Consider the following 16317-nt stretch of genomic DNA (forward strand, 5'->3'; position numbering starts at 1 on the left):
GTTTAAGGCTACAAGGTCTAACGTTATTTCATAAGCTGTTAAATGCATCAAAACCTTCAAATCAAAGTCAAATGTCAAAAAACCAAAAAGATGTAATCAAATTGCACGGAAACCAAGATCCGAACGCTAAGATAGAGGCGATAAAAAATCTGATTTTTGGGGAGAATATGGAGGCCTACGAGGCCGAGTTCGAAGCTTTAAAAGAGGACATTCTCAATAAGAAGAAGATTTTGGAGGATTTGATCGAGGAGGTTGGGTCGGACTTGAGAAAATCATTGGATGATGTTTCCACCGACGTTAATATCAGGATTACGGACTTGGAGAAAAGTTTGGAAACCAAGTTGGAAGATTTAGAGGAAAAAAGTATCGCAAAGGATACCCTAGGGAAATTGCTCATCGAATTGGGTGAGAAAGTCAGTAGTAAATAATAGTTCCAACGGCAATTCGAATGAGCGAAAAAGACAGATTGGAAATCCTTAAGGATATTTTGTTCACCGAGGATCGGCAAGATATTGATAAAATCGCCGAGCGTATCGAATTGTTGGAAGAAGCCTATAGCAATAGGGAGAAATTTGCCGCTAAGGTAGATCCCATCGTAGAAAGGCAGTTAAAGGAATATACCAAGAACATACCCCAAAGCCTGGGCCCCGTAATTACCGAGACCTTAAAACGGGAAATAAATAACCACAAAGACGAGGTCGTAGATGCCATTTATCCCATTCTTGGTAAGATGGTCAAAAAATATGTCGCCCAAGAAATCCGGGTCCTATCGGAAAAAATAGACAATCAGTTGAGTTTTATTTCTGCTTGGAAAAGAAAGATAAGATCGTTCTTTTGGGGAAGAAATGAAAAAAAACTATTGCTCGACGATCTTGCTTCCGGTAAAATTCAACAGGTATTTTTGATAGAAAGGGATTCGGGCCTTTTAAAAGCGGCGTATTCCAAAACCGAAACCATAGATGAAGAGATGATATCCGGAATGCTCACCGCCATTAAGTCCTTTGTCGAGGATGCCTTCAATCAAAAAAACCAAGAGCTCGAACTTATTGAATATGAGTTGTATAATATCCATATCCAAAGTTTTGTCAACTATTATGTCGCGGTTGTAATCTCCGGGGCCTATGGTTTAAAAACAAAGGATGAGGTGCAAAATATCATTTTTGATTTTTACCATAACTTTATGGAGATGAACCTTGATCTGATCTATACAAGCCGTCATCTGGAGCATCCGGTAGTTACCATAAGTACAGAACTCATTGAAAAAAAGCTAGCAGCATATTTTGGCAATACAAAGATCTAAGAAAATCGTGATCCTCGGTCATTTTGGCGTTGGCAAAACATCATTGATCCGGAGGTTTGTTGAAAATAGTTTTTCAGATAAATACCAGGTTACCATCGGTGTGCATATCTCCAAAAAAGTTGTTGAGGTAGGTCCTGAAGAATCGGTGTCACTTATTATATGGGATCTGGAAGGTACCGATGAAGTGCAAATGATCCGGCAAGCCTATTTATTGGGTACCCATGGGGTGGTCTTTGTTTTCGATATCAGTAGGCCTTCAACGTTTCAGGACCTAAACCGTGATTTAAGAATAGTTGCGGATAAAATGCCTGAAACCCCTTTGGTCGTCGTAGGCAACAAGAAAGACCTGGCCATAGAGGATGAACTTCAAATACTTCTGGATGACAACGATATCAAGGCCGATTATTTGACCAGTGCAAAAACAGGGGATGATGTCAATGAAATGTTCACCCATTTAGCAATGTTATTGAATGGCCACTCTTAAACAATACAGGGAACAATACATTAGCCGGAATGTTCAGTTTGTCGTCATTGATTTGGATGGTAGGGTACTGGAAAGCGATCGGGTATTTTTAGCCATAAATCCAGGCGATTTTATTTACGATGTGCATCCGTTCTTTGCATCCTATGCTTCCATTTTGGAAACGAAGGAAGGATCGGTTACCTATAATGGTGTGCATCTTGGGGTTGCGGGCCAAAATTTCATTACCGACGTTGGTATGATCAATAAAGGGAACCATATCCTTCTGGTCATAAACGATCTTACCGAACACTATACGTCCTTGCAAAAAATAGCCCAAGCAAGGAACGAATCGATAATAAATTCCGAATTGGTCGTTCTGAAAAATCTGGAATTGGAAGAAAGGGAACGATTTAAAAATACCTTTATCCGGAACTTCAGCCATGAACTTAGAAATCCATTGACCAGCATTGTTTCGATTACCAACCTTCTCGAAAAAAGCCAATTGGACAGGGAACAAAGTCAAATGGTCGATTTCCTTAAAGAATCGAATGCCCACTTAAAATTGTTGCTCGAAGATATCATGAGCATCAGTATGATCGCTTCCGGAAAGTTGATTTTACGCCATAAAGTATTCAACCTGATAAGCTTACTTGAACTCATTGCGTTTACCTATGGGTCGAAAACCAAAGGAACGCCGATTCGATTCGACCTGGATTATGATCGTAGGATCCCGGAATATATCGAGGGGGATCGTATACGTATATTCCAAATCTTGACGAATTTACTGGATAATGCCTTGAAATTCACCGAGGAAGGTAGTATCGCCCTAAAGGTATCACTCAATCAAAAAAGGGCCAATAAAGTGAGCTTGCGATTCGAAGTTTCCGACACTGGGATCGGTATTCCCTTGGAAAAGACAAAGGCAATATTCGAGAGTTTTACACAATTGGAGGAAGAAGGCAAAAAGGAAGGTGCTGGTTTGGGACTTTCCATAGTCAAAGGTTTACTGGGATTGATGGGGAGTGAGGTCTATGTACGATCGGAATTGGGCAAGGGATCCTCCTTTTATTTTGATGTCACCCTGACCTATGCGTTGGACCTGGCGTCCAAACCCTTGAAAAAAAACAAAAAGGAACTCCTTGACCTGCGAAAGCCCAAATCAAATAAGAAATATAGGGTATTGTTGGTTGAGGATGACGAACGGACACAAATGGTGCTGTTCAAGACCCTAATGGATACCGATATGTTTTATATTGATCTGGTCAATGACGGGGCATTGGTTTTGGAAACGGTAATCAACAATCCCTATGACGTGATTCTTATGGATGTTGATCTTCCCAATGTACCCGGTGATCAAATAACAAGGTTGATACGCGATTTCCCCTTTAAGGATATAAAGAAAATCCCCATTATAGGGGTTACGGCCAATGTCTTTGAGGAAGATATGGACGCTTATTTAAAAATGGGGATGAACGCCGTGGTTACAAAGCCATTTGATTTCAACGAACTCCTTGAGGCCATTGTTAAATCGCTACGGTAAACGCCCCTTAACCGTCAACTGCGTTTATCCGTTTGTTGTATAGGTAGTTTTTTAAATAACAATATCAGAAAAAACCTACAAAAATGTATTTCGTCGATGAAATAAGGTATTTCATCGATGTAATATTTTATTCGAAATTTTTGAGAGCAAAAAAAATCGGAGAGTGCCATAGATTTGTCTTAACGGGAAATAAAGAGAACGATTTTACATGTAAAGGACACTTATGGATACATCGATTTTAATGGATATTCTTTTCATAATCAGTTTGATGGTTTTTTTAACGACCCTATATATCATCGTGCCGACAACCTTGCAAAAGCGTAAAACGATGGTAAAGTCAAGGGTGCTTCGAAACGATGTTGAAAGTACCATGAAAAAAAGAAAATGAAGCATCAAGTGCCGGATGGTAAGATGTACTTGTAGGCGCATTAAATAATACAGATGGGTAAAATGCTATATAAACACTAACCGTTTTATCCAAACCGTCCACTGGAATTTGAATTGGTTGTTCCAGTGGACGTAAAAACCAACCAGGGTTTTGATAGTAATAGAGGTAATTTAGGTTTAACTAGTTTGGTTGGTTTAAAAAGGCCCTGAATACAGGGCCTTTTTTTTAAAGAAGGAAAGATCGTTAAGGGGCTATAAACCTGTAATAAAAAGAAGATAAGCGCAATTACATCAAATGGGGAAATCCCTGATATAAAATAAGTGATGGGTCAAAGTAATAGGGAAGAAGGGTTATTTGTGGGTTCGGTTTTTTTAGGAGATGTCTTAAATTTTGAATTACCCGTACGGGATTGCGAAGGAAAGGAGTTGTGTAATTGGGGTATCACGGTTATCGAACCATAAAATTGCTATGAAAAAGGAATACGGTAAGGGCTGTTGCTACTTTTAGGGATCATGAACCTGCTTTGTATATTCTAAAGCCCGCAGTAACCGGTTTTGATCGAATACGAAGAAAAGGAAGAAAGTAAAAAAGAATATAAAGGCTGAATTTCAAATTTGAATACATACTTGAGGTGATCCGAATAGGGGTTCAATTTCATGATGTAAGATGATGCGGATTGTGTTTGTGATGTTCCCCTCAGGGATAATACGGAAGAATTTTCGGTTATCCCTTTTTCTTTTTCCATAGGTTATTTTTAGTATTTTTGGGCTAAAGACCTTTTACATGAAATATATTACATTGTTTGCCTTGCTGGCCTTAACGGTATCCTGTACTACGGATGGAAAAAGTGAAGGTAAAGAAGTGAAAATGGAAATCATCAAAGAAAAAATACCGGAAGGGTATGATCCTGAAAAAAATTTGGTCGGGTTAGGGATTCCATTTGAAGAGATTTCAGCACCCTTGGCAAATTATGTCAATTCGGTACGTGTGGGTAACCTTATTTTTATGGCGGGTAAAGGGCCGAAAGGTGCCGACGGGGAAACGATTACCGGTAAGCTAGGTCAGGAATTGGATGTGGAACAGGGATATGCTGCGGCGAAATCGATAGGTGTACAGCAATTATCCGTACTTAAATCGGAGCTGGGCAATCTCAATAAGGTAAAACGTATCGTCAAGGTTACCGGCATGGTCAATGCGGTACCTGAATTTAAAGATCATTCCAAAGTGATCAATGGGTATTCCGACTTTATGGTCGAGGTTTTTGGCGATAGGGGAAAGCATGCAAGAGCTGCCGTTGGTATGGGTTCATTACCAAATAATATGGCTGTTGAAATTGAAATGGTGGTAGAGGTTTTTGAAGATTAGATTTCTAGGTTACCGTGTTTCACATTTTTTGGCTTTCAGGTTATCAAATGACCCGAACGGGGGGAGTGTCCCCTAAAATGGTATGGAGATATCCAAAAAAATCATTTTTACCGCAAGGTGTCGAACAGGAAATCCTACCTACAAAATATATTTTGGGATGGCGTACGCGGAAAGTAATAAAAAAGGGATAGGGATCTTAAAATTAAAAAAGTAGCCTCGGCAAGAATCGAACTTGCATCTAAAGTTTAGGAAACTTCTATTCTATCCATTGAACTACGAGGCCCTTGAAATAGGAAGGCAAAAGTAAAGTTTTTTGTACTAATTATGGCCTTCAAACAAAATTTTTTATGGCATTGCACTAAAATTGGGTTTTGGTCATCTTTTTCGTTTCACCCATATTTCGTACATAGGTTCCCCTTTGCTGTTTTTTCCTTGGTGATGCCAATCGTCCCCTTGGATATTATACTCGAAAATAAGCTCGGCCCCGACCCTGGAATCATCCTTTGAGAAAAACTCGATATTTTCTTGGTAAACGCCATTCTTTGAGATGAAGGAACCGCCACCGGTACCGCTGAACATCATGGTCTCCGTATTGTAGGCAATCCATTGGAACCTTCCGTCTTGCAAGAATTTCAATGTTTTCCGCGCCTTGCTATCACCCCTTCGTTCCTGACCTTGATCCGGCCCACGGGTACCGAACATCCATTGTCCGTCCAAATCCTGATTTGATTTAGGGGCTTGCTTCAATTCCATCTTGGATTTCATATCAAGGACCAATATATTCCCACGGGTTTCAAAAGGTAAGCGCAATTGCCGCACGGAGTCTTGGGTGTAATTGGAATTGAATTCCAAAAGTACTTCCATTAGATTATCTTCAATATGATAAAACCCGCCGACGGTTTTAATGAACTTCGCGGGGGATTTGTCATAGGTGGTATAGGTAAAATAGTTGTCGGTCAATTTGACCTCATGGACGGTTTTTTTGACCTTTGAAAAATACACCCCTGGGGTAATTTGGGCATACATCGTCTGTGTTCCGGTACAGATCAAGAAAAATAAAAGGAAGGTAACTTTGTCGACTGTTTTCATACCACGGTGTTTTGGTTTTAAATATAAGAATTAATAAGCTAAAAATGAATTGGTTATAAGTGTTGTGGGGGCAATAAAAAAAATACGTATTTTTTTTCGTAAAAAGCTTGTTTTTTGTTTTTTTTGATTTTATTTGCACCCACAAACCAAAAAGGTTTTTGGTTTGATTTTTGGCATTAGCTGAACATAATGAATAGTGTTTGTATGTTCGGGGCATTGGGAATTAGGAAGTCAAACCCACTGCCGGCCCAGGGATTGGGAAACCGGAATTTAAAGCTAACTTCTGATAACCTCTCTACAATCGTCTGCAGTCAGCACGATTATTTCTTCATTCCCACTACGGCGGAGCAATTTGTCATTTGATTTTAAAACAAGACATTCCATCTAAAAGAAATCCCCATCCTTTTATTTTTTTATTGTTTTAATATTAAATTTCAATTATTCCAATGAATACAAAATATATCGATCTGATCGATCAAACGTTTGATTTTCCCCAAGAGGAGTTTACCCTTAGCAATGACAGTATCCAATTTCATGGTATTCCCTTGAAAGAACTGGTCGAAAAATACGGCAGTCCATTAAAATTCACTTATTTGCCCAAAATTTCGGATAATATTTTACGGGCCAAGAATTGGTTTTCAAAAGCCATAGAAAAAAATGGGTACAAGGGAAAGTACCATTATTGCTATTGTACCAAAAGTTCCCATTTTCAGCATGTACTGCATGAAGCCCTTAAGAATGATATCCATATAGAGACTTCATCGGCTTTTGACATCAATATCATCGAGAACCTAAAGGAAAAGGGAAAATTAAAAGATGATGCCTACATCTTATGCAACGGATTTAAGCGCGAACAGTACATAGAGAACATAGGTCGCCTTATCAATTCGGGGCATCGCAACTGTATTCCGATCATTGATAATTATGAGGAGATCGATCTGTTGTCCGATGTTGTGGACGACAACTTTAAGGTTGGAATCAGGATCGCATCCGAAGAAGAGCCTAAATTCGAATTCTATACTTCGCGATTGGGGATAGGCTATAAGAATATCGTTCCCTTTTATGAAAACCAAATCAAAGAGAATGATAAGGTTGAGCTGAAGATGCTCCATTTTTTTATAAATACCGGTATACGGGACAATGCCTATTATTGGAACGAATTGGCCAAGTGTTTAAAGGTCTATGTGCGATTGAAGAAAATGTGTCCTTCTCTCGATAGCCTTAACATTGGGGGTGGTTTTCCGATAAAGAACTCCTTGGCTTTTGAGTATGATTATGAGTATATGGTCGATGAGATCATTAATCAGATCAATATCGCATGCCAGGAGGCCGAGGTACCCGTTCCCCATATCTTTACCGAATTCGGTAGCTTTACCGTTGGCGAGAGCGGTGGTGCCATTTATGAGATCCTCTATCAGAAACAACAGAATGATAGGGAAAAATGGAATATGATAGATTCATCCTTTATTACTACCTTACCCGATACTTGGGCCATAAATAAACGATTTATCATGTTGCCGATCAACCGATGGAACGATGAATATGAGCGGGTCCTTTTGGGCGGACTCACATGTGATAGTGATGACTATTACAATAGTGAACAGAATAGGAACGCCATTTATTTACCCAAATACAGTAAAAGTAAGCCCCTTTATATAGGTTTCTTCAATACCGGGGCATATCAAGATTCCATTGGGGGTGTTGGGGGACTGCAGCATTGCCTTATACCTCAACCCAAACACATTATCATCGATAGGGATGAAAATGGTGAGCTAACAACAACCCTGTTCAAGCCTCAGCAAAAAGCCGAGCAAATGTTACAGATATTGGGATATGAAACCAAGGTGCCTGAAAAAATCACCGAAGAGGTACTTAACGAAATGACAATGCCTTTATAAGGATACTAAAAACAATAAATCAATTTTAAAAAAATGGGTACAATAAAGAATTATGCGGGTATTACCGATGAATTCGCACAATTGGAAACTGCAAAGGTAATTTTGATCCCTGTTCCTTATGATGGGACAAGCACTTGGGGGAAAGGGTCGGATAAAGGTCCGGACGCCTTCTTGAATGCCTCGGAGAATATGGAATTGTATGATATTGAAACCGATTCCGAAGTGTATAAACAAGGCATACACTTGACAAAGCCGGTAACCGAAAACGATTCTCCCGAAACAATGGTCAACGCGGTTCATAAAATAACCAAAGAGTACATAAAACGTAACAAATTCGTTACCCTTTTTGGGGGTGAGCATTCCATTTCAATAGGAAGTATCAAGGCGTTCAATGAATGTTTTGACAACCTTACCGTTTTACATATCGATGCGCACGCCGATCTACGGGAATCTTATAACGGTTCGACCTGCAATCATGCCTGCGCGGTACATGAAGCCAGTCAATCAACGAATTTGATCCAAGTGGGCATACGTTCGATGGATGCCATTGAAAAGACCTTTATGGATGAGGAAAAGACCTTTTTCGCCCATGACATGGTCAATGACGAATATTGGATGGATAAGGTCATCGACCTAATGACCGAGAACGTGTTCATCACTTTTGATCTCGATGCCTTGGATCCGTCCATTCTCCCATCAACGGGGACCCCTGAGCCAGGGGGACTGTTCTGGTATGAAACACTGGAATTCCTAAAGCAGGTATTTGAGGAAAAGAATGTGGTAGGGTTTGATATTGTTGAACTATGCCCCAATCCCGAAGATAAATCATCGGATTTTCTGGCGGCCAAGTTGTATTATAAAATGTTAAGCTATAAATTCATGGGCGAAGATGTCGGTGATGAGTATGACAATACCTATGATGTGAATTATAAATCGGGGAACAATGCCCAATCAAAATTTGAAGATGACGAAGACTAAAGGAGCTATTTCCGAATTTATCGAGAAATACTATCTGCATTTCAATGCCGCGGCATTGGTTGATGCGGCCAAAGGGTATGAGGAGCAATTGCAACAGGGTTCCAAAATGCTGGTGTCCTTGGCCGGGGCAATGAGTACTGCGGAATTGGGTAAGATCTTTGCCGAAATGATCCGTCAGGATAAAGTACAGATCATATCGTGTACCGGTGCCAATTTGGAAGAGGATATCATGAATCTGGTGGCCCATTCCCATTATAAAAGGGTGCCGGAATATCGAGACTTGACCCCCCAGGATGAATGGGCTTTATTGGAAAAAGGCCTTAATAGGGTTACGGATACCTGTATCCCTGAAGAAGAGGCTTTTCGAAGGTTGCAAGAACATATATTCAAGATCTGGCAAGAGGCCGAAGCGAAAGGGGAGCGGTATTTACCCCATGAGTACATGTACAAAATGTTGCTGTCCGGGGTATTGGAGGAATATTACGAAATAGACCTTAAAGATTCTTGGATGTACGCAGCGGCCGAAAAAAACCTCCCGATCGTCTGTCCTGGATGGGAAGATAGCACCATGGGCAACATTTTCGCTTCCTATGTTCTAAAAGGGGAGTTAAAGGCGAATACCATGAAATCGGGTATTGAATACATGACCTTCTTGGCCGATTGGTATACCGAAAATTCAAAAAACGGTATCGGCTTTTTCCAGATAGGAGGAGGTATAGCAGGCGATTTCCCTATATGTGTGGTGCCGATGTTGTATCAGGATATGGAACGGACAGATACCCCATTTTGGAGCTATTTTTGCCAAATCAGTGATTCTACCACCAGTTATGGGTCGTATTCAGGTGCCGTACCCAATGAAAAGATCACATGGGGCAAATTGGATATCAACACCCCGAAATTTATAATAGAAAGTGATGCGACCATTGTGGCACCATTAATTTTTGCTTATCTTTTAGACATGTAATTATGGACAAGCACCCACATTTAAAAAAAGTAATCGTAGATTTTAAAAAGTTGACCCCGGAAGTTCTTAAGCTTTTGGTCGATAGATACCCTGATGGATATGATGATAGGAATATCATTTCATTCCGAAATGCCAATGGGGAACGGGTCGAGGCTGTTGAGGTTTTGACCGAAGACACCAAATATCTCGTCAAGATCAGTGCAAAATTGGAATATACCATGGAGAACTATGATGAGGACGATTATGAGGATTATGACGATGACGATCCAGAAGGCGTTCCCGATCCCGATTTGCCCGAAGGTGGTAACGACGATGACTGATTCGGCACGAACAATCAATTCAATTTTTCAATGGTTACCCCTTTATTGGGGTAACCATACCTATAACTCCCAAGCTATTCGCCCAAGGGATCAATGGCCACCTTATCACCTATCCTAAAATGAAAATAAAAGAAATTGAAAATATTGAATTAAGGTTCCTTGATCTGGACGATTATAAAGAACTTAAGGAAGCCATGCTTTCTTCTTATACGAATATGCCCGGTTCGTATTGGAAAGAGGAACAAATAAAACTATTGGTCGATAAATTTCCTGAAGGTCAGGTGGTGATCATGATCAATGGGCAGTTGGCTGGTTGCGCCTTGTCGATCATTGTCGATTATGATCTGTATGAGGATAATCATACCTATGAAGAGATAACGGGGAATTATTCCTTTGATACACATAGCGATGAAGGAGATGTTTTATACGGGATCGATGTCTTTATAAAACCCGAATACAGGGGGCTTCGATTAGGCCGTAGGCTCTATGATTACCGCAAGGAGCTTTGTGAGAAATTAAACCTTAAAAGCATCGTTTTTGGAGGCCGAATGCCCAATTATCATAAATATGCGGAAAAGATCACCCCTAAGGAATACATCGCAAAAGTAAGATTGAAGGAAATCCAAGATCCAGTCCTCAATTTTCAGATCAGCAATGACTTTCATCCTGCAAAGGTCATGAAAGGGTACTTGGAAGGGGATGAGGCATCCAATGAATATGCCATTTTAATGGAGTGGGACAATATTTATTATCAAAAGCCCTCAAAAAAAGCAGCGACAAAGAAAACCATTATCCGTTTGGGGTTGATCCAGTGGCAAATGAGGCCCTATGGGAACCTTGAGGCCTTATTGGAACAGGCGGAATACTTTATCGATGCCGTATCGGGGTATCGTTCCGATTTTGCGATGATGCCCGAATTTTTCAACGCTCCGTTGATGGCCGACCACAATCACCTTTCCACCCCCGATGCCATTCGGGAACTAGCGAAGTATACACCGGCCATTGTGCAGAAATTCTCCGAATTCTCGATATCCTATAACATCAATATCATCACCGGAAGTATGCCCGAGGTGGTCGATGGAAAGTTGTTGAATGTAGGGTATTTGTGCAAAAGGGACGGGAGTGTTGAGCGGTATGAAAAGATCCATGTAACGCCTGATGAGTCCAAGGTATGGGGAATGCAAGGCGGTAGCCAGATCAAGGCATTCGATACCGATTGTGGCAAAATAGGGATCTTGATCTGTTACGATGTGGAGTTTCCGGAATTGGGCCGTATTTTGGCCGATGATGGAATGAATATTTTGTTCGTTCCATTTTTGACCGATACCCAAAACGGCTATTCAAGGATCCGCAATTGCGCCCAGGCAAGGGCGATTGAAAATGAATGTTATGTGGCCATTGCGGGTAGTGTGGGCAATTTGCCCAATGTACAGAATATGGATATCCAATTCGCCCAATCCATGGTTTTCACACCTTGTGATTTTTCTTTTCCTACCAATGGCATCAAGGCAGAGGCTACTCCGAATTCGGAGATGATCCTTATCGCCGACGTGGATATCGATTTGTTGAGGGAACTCAATCAATTCGGTGCGGTCCGCAACTTGAAGGATAGAAGGACCGATCTTTACGAGGTCAGGAAAAAGTAATCCGTATCCAAATTCAAGTTCGATGGTTTTTATATTCCATTCAGATCGATTGTGGGCCAATTGGTTTCAATCGATAAACCTTGGATCGATACGTTTATAGTAGTTTATAAAATCAGGATAAATTATGGCGCAGAACACGTTGCGTATTATTGGAAGTGAAGAATGGTGTAGTTTTGACCAATTGGGTATTCCGGCCATCAAGGCCAGGGTCGATTCAGGGGCAAAAACCTCTTCGATCCAAGCCACCAATATCAAAATAATCAATAAAGGGGTTCAGGAATGGGTAAGCTTTGAGGTAAATCCCTTACAGGAAAACAGGAGTATCAGTTTAGTGTGTGAAGCGAGGTTGATCGATCGGCGCATGGTCAAAAGTTCTTCCGGTATTTCCGAGGAACGTATGGTGGTAAAAACCCCGATTTCATTTGGCAATGAATCTTTTGATATTGAATTGACCTTGGCCAATAGGGATACCATGGAGTATCGTATGCTTTTGGGACGGGAGGCCTTAATGGATAGGTTTATGGTGAATCCGGCCGAAAGTTTTAAACTACAACATTTCTCGAATGACGAAATAGACCTAAAGTACAAGCCTTTTTACAAACAGAAGACCGGGTTAAAGATTGCCCTTTTGGCCAGTAACCCGCAGCTTTACAGCAATAAGCGCATTATTGAGGCAGCAGAGGCCAGGGGCCATGAAATTGTTTTCCTCAATGTTGAATTGGCCTATATGAAGTTGGATGCCCATTCGCCCGAAATTCGATATCGGGGAGGCAATATCCTAAATGAATTTGATGCGGTCATCCCCCGGATCAAACCTTCGGTGACTTTCTATGGGTGTGCTTTATTACGGCAATTCCATAATCTGGGGGTGTATTGCCAAAATACCGCAGAGGCGATAAACCAATCAAGGGATAAGCTTTTTGCCTCACAGTTATTTTCTAAAAACGATATCCACATACCCATTACGGGTTTTGCAAAATCCCCCATGGACACGAAAGACCTTATAAAAATGGTCAATGGTGCCCCACTGATCATAAAATTATTGGAGAGTACCCAAGGTAAGGGCGTTGTTTTGGCAGAGACCAACAAGGCGGCCGAGAGTGTGATCAATGCGTTTAAAAGCGTCAACACGAACATTTTGGTACAAGAGTTCATCAAAGAAGCCAACGGGCAAGATATCCGTTGTTTCGTGATTAACGGGAAAGTGGTCGCATCAATTCAGCGGCAGGCCGAAAAAGGGGAGTTTAGGGCCAATATCCATCAAGGGGGCAAAGCCTCTACCATAAAAATCACCTCTGAAGAAAAGAAACTGGCCATTAAGGCCGCGAAAGTATTGAACTTGTCCGTGGCAGGGGTCGATATTATCCGGTCCAATAAGGGGCCCCTGTTATTGGAAGTGAATTCCTCGCCAGGTCTGGAGGGTATCGAGAATGCCACAGGTAAGGATATTGCCAATGAGATGATCACGGCAATTGAACGTAAATTGAAGTTGGCCAATTGAGGTAAGGCCACAACGGCCATGATGCGGCCCTAGGGGTTTTTAATTTGGTTTTTTACCAAGGTTGTCCAACATTTCTTGGGTAGTCCGTTCCAGATCGAATTCGGGTTTCCAACCCCAATCGGATCGGGTTTGGGAATCATCGATGCTATTGGGCCAGGAATCTGCTATTTCCTGTCTAAAATCAGGTTTGTAATCTATCTTGAAATCCGGTATCCTGGTTTGGATGCTCTTGGCGATTTCCTCCGGACTGAAACTCATGGCCGCGAGATTGTAAGAGGAACGGATCTTTATGTCTTTGGGATCACTTTCCATTAACAGAAGGGTTGCCCGTATGGCATCGTCCATGAACATCATCGGTAGTTTGGTGTCCTTGTTCAAAAAGCAGGTATAGGCTTTCTTGGAAAGTGCCTGGTGGTATATTTCCACGGCATAATCGGTTGTACCTCCACCGGGCATCGTCTTATGGCTGATCAAACCGGGATAACGGAGACTACGGACATCGACGCCGAATTTTTGATGGTAATAATTACACCAACGTTCCCCCGATTGCTTGCTGATACCGTAAACCGTATTCGGTTCCATGATCGTATTTTGAGGAGTATTGTCCGTCGGGGTATTCGGACCGAAAACCGCAATGCTCGAAGGCCAGAAAACCTTGTCGATCTTTTTTTCCTTGGCAAGGTTCAATACATTGAAAAGTGAATTCATGTTCAAGTTCCAAGCGCGCATGGGAAATTTCTCGGCGGTGGCACTGAGCATGGCTGCCATTAAATATACCTCACTGATTTCATAGTAGGCCACGACTTCTTCCAAAGCATTATAATCCGTGGCATCCAAAAGTTCGAACGGACCTGAGTCCATAAGGTTTTCGTTACCCTCACGGATATCACTGGCTATAACCCGGGTAGCACCGTATTTTTTTCGGAGTTCATAGGTAAGTTCCGTACCTATTTGTCCACAAGCCCCTAATATTAAGATGGGTTTTTGCATAAAATACACGTTAAATGAATATGACGTAAATATAGCCTTTATTAAAATTCGTACATTCGCCTTATGTATAAATTCGCAAGTGCAGCATTAGTGTTTTTCCTTGTTCTCTCCTGTAAGGAAGGCGCAAAGGAAGTGGCAGGGCAGGAGGGTTCCCTATATGAGATCAGTACTGAAAAATGGCCAAAAAAAGCCGTTTTGGATCCTAAAGTTGATGCCATTATAAAGGATTGGCCGGAATTCCTGGCCATGGATGGTCGTTTTGATGCCTTGTATACGGTGGCGAACAAGGAAGACTTAAGGCTTACCATCGACAATATCATAGAAGAACAGGAAGTACTTGAAAAATCGACTTATCCCAAGGAGTTCGATACCCCACAGATAAAAAGTCGCCAAAAAGTATTCAAGACCTATGCCCTAAAGGTCAAGGGTGATCTGTATTACTACTTAGATCCGGGAGCTTCGGTAAATGAATTGATCGACTCCTATAATAAACTTCGCCAACAGTTCAACGCCGTGGTCAGCCATACCTTTGATGCCCAATTGATCTTGGACGGGGAATAGCGAACACGTGGTGCAATCGGGGTTGCCGATAAGAGATCAATTCCCTTCTTCGGCAGGAGTGGCTTTTCTAGCCTCTAAAGCTTGCTTGCTTAAGCTGGCCAAGTTGAAATTGGGTTCCAAGGTCAGGGCTTCATCGATCAGGGCAATGGCCTCATCGATGTTTTCTTTGTCCTGATTATAGGTTATAAGTCCTTTTAAATGTAAAAATGCGGCTTTTAAGGAGACTTCATAAGGTTGTTGTCTTTCATAAAAAGCATATTTCATTTCGTCCTTCGCATTGGCCAATCCGTATTCAATATTGGCACTTGCCCCGACATTATCACCGATCTGTATTTTTAAATCGGCCATTTCATAGGCCAAATAGGCATTAGGGGTACGATTGTTCAATATTTCCATTTGCTCTAAGGCCCTCTTGGGTTGGTTAATGGCTTTTAACGAAATGGCCTTTACCTGTACGGCCAAGTCCGAATCCGTATCGTCTTTTTCAAACCCTATGGTGTTCAGCGCCTGCATATGCTGGTTGTTATTGGCGTAGATATAGGCCAAGGTGTCCTTTCGTGCTTTTGAAGGGGAAAGTACATTGAGGTGGGTCAACGCATTGGTCATCCCATTTATATCGGCTTGCATTCTCATTTCCTTATAGAATGCCTGGTAATGTTTCAGTAGCTGGTCAGTGGATTGGGCACTTAGCGTAAAACCGGTAGCTATTAGGAAAAAAAAGACCATCTTTTTCATTGTACTTCTGTTTTGAAATTTAAAGTGTGCTAAACTATTAAATTTATTGGTATAAAGTTGTTAAGAACACCATTTATTCGGCAATAAAAAAGGTGCCCTAAGGCACCTTTTTCATGATAAGGTTCAGAAACGTTAAACAATTGTAAGAATTACTTCCTTTTTAGCGAACTGCCGAAGGAGTCCGGCATAAAAACCGATATTTTCAGGGGCCATTACCACACACGATTTTAGAAAATCCTTGAGGTTGTTGAACAAGAGGTTGGCATGTAGTAAAGGAATACCGGTATTGGCCTTGGTAGGGTCATAAAGCTTGTCGTCCATTACAATATCCATAGTAATCCTCTTTCTATGGTAGTCAATGGATACATCAGCTGCATTATAGTGTTTTTTTAATAGTGCAACATGTAAGGGTTCGAATATTTTGGTCGATTGGGGGTTGGTGCAACTGTTGGAAATCAAATTCTCGATCTCCGATTTAATTCTGGATTTTAATGTTGTTTTTTCCATGTCAATCGATTTTACGGTTCTCTTAAAGTTATGTATTTCATCGATAAAATGAAGGTAATCAACTGGTTAATA

16 protein-coding genes and 1 tRNA gene are annotated in these 16317 nt (G+C 41.2%); 12 read left to right on the plus strand and 5 right to left on the minus strand.

Annotation, left to right across the window (positions count from 1 at the left end):
• Positions 1 to 71 precede the first annotated feature (71 nt).
• From PHU20_RS11155 to PHU20_RS11175, 5 genes are all read left to right on the plus strand, one after another.
• Entirely contained in the window at positions 72 to 428 is a 357-nt protein-coding gene (locus tag PHU20_RS11155) for a fructose 1,6-bisphosphatase (RefSeq protein ID WP_274825451.1), read from the plus strand.
• A 20-nt stretch (positions 429 to 448) separates the two neighbouring features.
• Positions 449 to 1300, plus strand: coding sequence for a cell envelope biogenesis protein OmpA (locus PHU20_RS11160; protein ID WP_274825452.1), 852 nt, complete (start codon positions 449 to 451; stop codon positions 1298 to 1300).
• Positions 1281 to 1784 carry a Rab family GTPase gene (locus PHU20_RS11165; protein ID WP_338040891.1) on the plus strand — a complete coding sequence of 168 codons (504 nt, stop codon included), beginning with the start codon at positions 1281 to 1283 and terminating at the stop codon, positions 1782 to 1784. Before PHU20_RS11160 ends, PHU20_RS11165 begins: the two co-directional genes overlap by 20 nt.
• Positions 1771 to 3303, plus strand: a complete 1533-nt coding sequence (locus PHU20_RS11170) for a hybrid sensor histidine kinase/response regulator (protein ID WP_274825453.1) — start codon at positions 1771 to 1773, stop codon at positions 3301 to 3303. Before PHU20_RS11165 ends, PHU20_RS11170 begins: the two co-directional genes overlap by 14 nt.
• Before the next feature lie 1171 nt (positions 3304 to 4474).
• On the plus strand, positions 4475 to 5056 hold the full coding sequence (locus PHU20_RS11175) for a RidA family protein (protein WP_274825454.1): 582 nt from the start codon (positions 4475 to 4477) through the stop codon (positions 5054 to 5056).
• Positions 5057 to 5267: 211 nt separating this feature from the next.
• Here the strand turns inward: PHU20_RS11175 and PHU20_RS11180 are convergent.
• Positions 5268 to 5339: transfer RNA gene (locus PHU20_RS11180), tRNA-Arg, on the minus strand.
• A gap of 92 nt (positions 5340 to 5431) precedes the next feature.
• On the minus strand, positions 5432 to 6145 hold the full coding sequence (locus PHU20_RS11185; protein WP_274825455.1) for a hypothetical protein: 714 nt from the start codon (positions 6143 to 6145) through the stop codon (positions 5432 to 5434).
• 446 nt (positions 6146 to 6591) lie between these two features.
• Here PHU20_RS11185 and PHU20_RS11190 point away from each other — a divergent pair, with 446 nt between their 5' ends.
• The 6 genes from PHU20_RS11190 (at position 6592) to rimK (ending at position 13452) form a co-directional block, all read left to right on the plus strand.
• Positions 6592 to 8043: an arginine decarboxylase gene (locus PHU20_RS11190; RefSeq protein WP_274825456.1), complete on the plus strand. Its 1452-nt coding sequence runs from the start codon at positions 6592 to 6594 to the stop codon at positions 8041 to 8043.
• Positions 8044 to 8076: 33 nt separating this feature from the next.
• Positions 8077 to 9021: an agmatinase gene (gene speB / locus PHU20_RS11195; RefSeq protein WP_274825457.1), complete on the plus strand. Its 945-nt coding sequence runs from the start codon at positions 8077 to 8079 to the stop codon at positions 9019 to 9021.
• Positions 9008 to 9985, plus strand: a complete 978-nt coding sequence (locus PHU20_RS11200; RefSeq protein WP_274825458.1) for a deoxyhypusine synthase family protein — start codon at positions 9008 to 9010, stop codon at positions 9983 to 9985. The genes speB and PHU20_RS11200 overlap by 14 nt, the downstream gene beginning before the upstream one ends.
• A 2-nt stretch (positions 9986 to 9987) precedes the next feature.
• A complete protein-coding gene (locus PHU20_RS11205; RefSeq protein ID WP_274825459.1) occupies positions 9988 to 10305 on the plus strand; it encodes a hypothetical protein in 318 nt (105 codons plus the stop codon).
• A gap of 119 nt (positions 10306 to 10424) precedes the next feature.
• The gene (locus PHU20_RS11210) at positions 10425 to 11951 is read left to right on the plus strand and encodes a carbon-nitrogen hydrolase family protein (protein ID WP_274825460.1); all 1527 of its coding nucleotides are present in this window, start codon (positions 10425 to 10427) and stop codon (positions 11949 to 11951) included.
• 124 nt (positions 11952 to 12075) lie between these two features.
• A complete protein-coding gene (rimK, locus tag PHU20_RS11215; protein WP_274825461.1) occupies positions 12076 to 13452 on the plus strand; it encodes a 30S ribosomal protein S6--L-glutamate ligase in 1377 nt (458 codons plus the stop codon).
• A gap of 39 nt (positions 13453 to 13491) precedes the next feature.
• On the opposite strand, the gene PHU20_RS11220 is transcribed toward rimK, so the two are convergent.
• Positions 13492 to 14442 carry an NAD-dependent epimerase/dehydratase family protein gene (locus tag PHU20_RS11220; RefSeq protein WP_274825462.1) on the minus strand — a complete coding sequence of 317 codons (951 nt, stop codon included), beginning with the start codon at positions 14440 to 14442 and terminating at the stop codon, positions 13492 to 13494.
• Between the two features lie 63 nt (positions 14443 to 14505).
• On the opposite strand from PHU20_RS11220, the gene PHU20_RS11225 reads away from it, so the two are divergent.
• Entirely contained in the window at positions 14506 to 15003 is a 498-nt protein-coding gene (locus tag PHU20_RS11225) for a hypothetical protein (protein ID WP_274825463.1), read from the plus strand.
• Positions 15004 to 15039: 36 nt separating this feature from the next.
• Here PHU20_RS11225 and PHU20_RS11230 read toward each other — a convergent pair whose 3' ends face one another.
• Both PHU20_RS11230 and PHU20_RS11235 read right to left on the minus strand, forming a co-directional pair.
• On the minus strand, positions 15040 to 15738 hold the full coding sequence (locus PHU20_RS11230; protein WP_274825464.1) for a hypothetical protein: 699 nt from the start codon (positions 15736 to 15738) through the stop codon (positions 15040 to 15042).
• A gap of 132 nt (positions 15739 to 15870) precedes the next feature.
• Positions 15871 to 16245, minus strand: coding sequence for a hypothetical protein (locus tag PHU20_RS11235; protein ID WP_274825465.1), 375 nt, complete (start codon positions 16243 to 16245; stop codon positions 15871 to 15873).
• Positions 16246 to 16317: the final 72 nt, after the last annotated feature.

This window comes from Maribacter polysaccharolyticus, from assembly GCF_028882255.1.
Lineage (GTDB): Bacteria > Bacteroidota > Bacteroidia > Flavobacteriales > Flavobacteriaceae > Maribacter_A > Maribacter_A polysaccharolyticus.

Coding starts and splice junctions, on each gene's coding strand:
- PHU20_RS11230 (WP_274825464.1), bottom strand. CDS start 15,738: ATGAAAAAGATGGTCTTTTTTTTCCTAATAGCTACCGGTTTTACGCTA.
- PHU20_RS11205 (WP_274825459.1), top strand. CDS start 9,988: ATGGACAAGCACCCACATTTAAAAAAAGTAATCGTAGATTTTAAAAAG.
- PHU20_RS11200 (WP_274825458.1), top strand. CDS start 9,008: ATGACGAAGACTAAAGGAGCTATTTCCGAATTTATCGAGAAATACTAT.
- rimK (WP_274825461.1), top strand. CDS start 12,076: ATGGCGCAGAACACGTTGCGTATTATTGGAAGTGAAGAATGGTGTAGT.
- PHU20_RS11175 (WP_274825454.1), top strand. CDS start 4,475: ATGAAATATATTACATTGTTTGCCTTGCTGGCCTTAACGGTATCCTGT.
- speB (WP_274825457.1), top strand. CDS start 8,077: ATGGGTACAATAAAGAATTATGCGGGTATTACCGATGAATTCGCACAA.
- PHU20_RS11190 (WP_274825456.1), top strand. CDS start 6,592: ATGAATACAAAATATATCGATCTGATCGATCAAACGTTTGATTTTCCC.
- PHU20_RS11225 (WP_274825463.1), top strand. CDS start 14,506: ATGTATAAATTCGCAAGTGCAGCATTAGTGTTTTTCCTTGTTCTCTCC.
- PHU20_RS11160 (WP_274825452.1), top strand. CDS start 449: ATGAGCGAAAAAGACAGATTGGAAATCCTTAAGGATATTTTGTTCACC.
- PHU20_RS11185 (WP_274825455.1), bottom strand. CDS start 6,145: ATGAAAACAGTCGACAAAGTTACCTTCCTTTTATTTTTCTTGATCTGT.
- PHU20_RS11235 (WP_274825465.1), bottom strand. CDS start 16,245: ATGGAAAAAACAACATTAAAATCCAGAATTAAATCGGAGATCGAGAAT.
- PHU20_RS11155 (WP_274825451.1), top strand. CDS start 72: ATGTCAAAAAACCAAAAAGATGTAATCAAATTGCACGGAAACCAAGAT.
- PHU20_RS11170 (WP_274825453.1), top strand. CDS start 1,771: ATGGCCACTCTTAAACAATACAGGGAACAATACATTAGCCGGAATGTT.
- PHU20_RS11220 (WP_274825462.1), bottom strand. CDS start 14,442: ATGCAAAAACCCATCTTAATATTAGGGGCTTGTGGACAAATAGGTACG.
- PHU20_RS11210 (WP_274825460.1), top strand. CDS start 10,425: ATGAAAATAAAAGAAATTGAAAATATTGAATTAAGGTTCCTTGATCTG.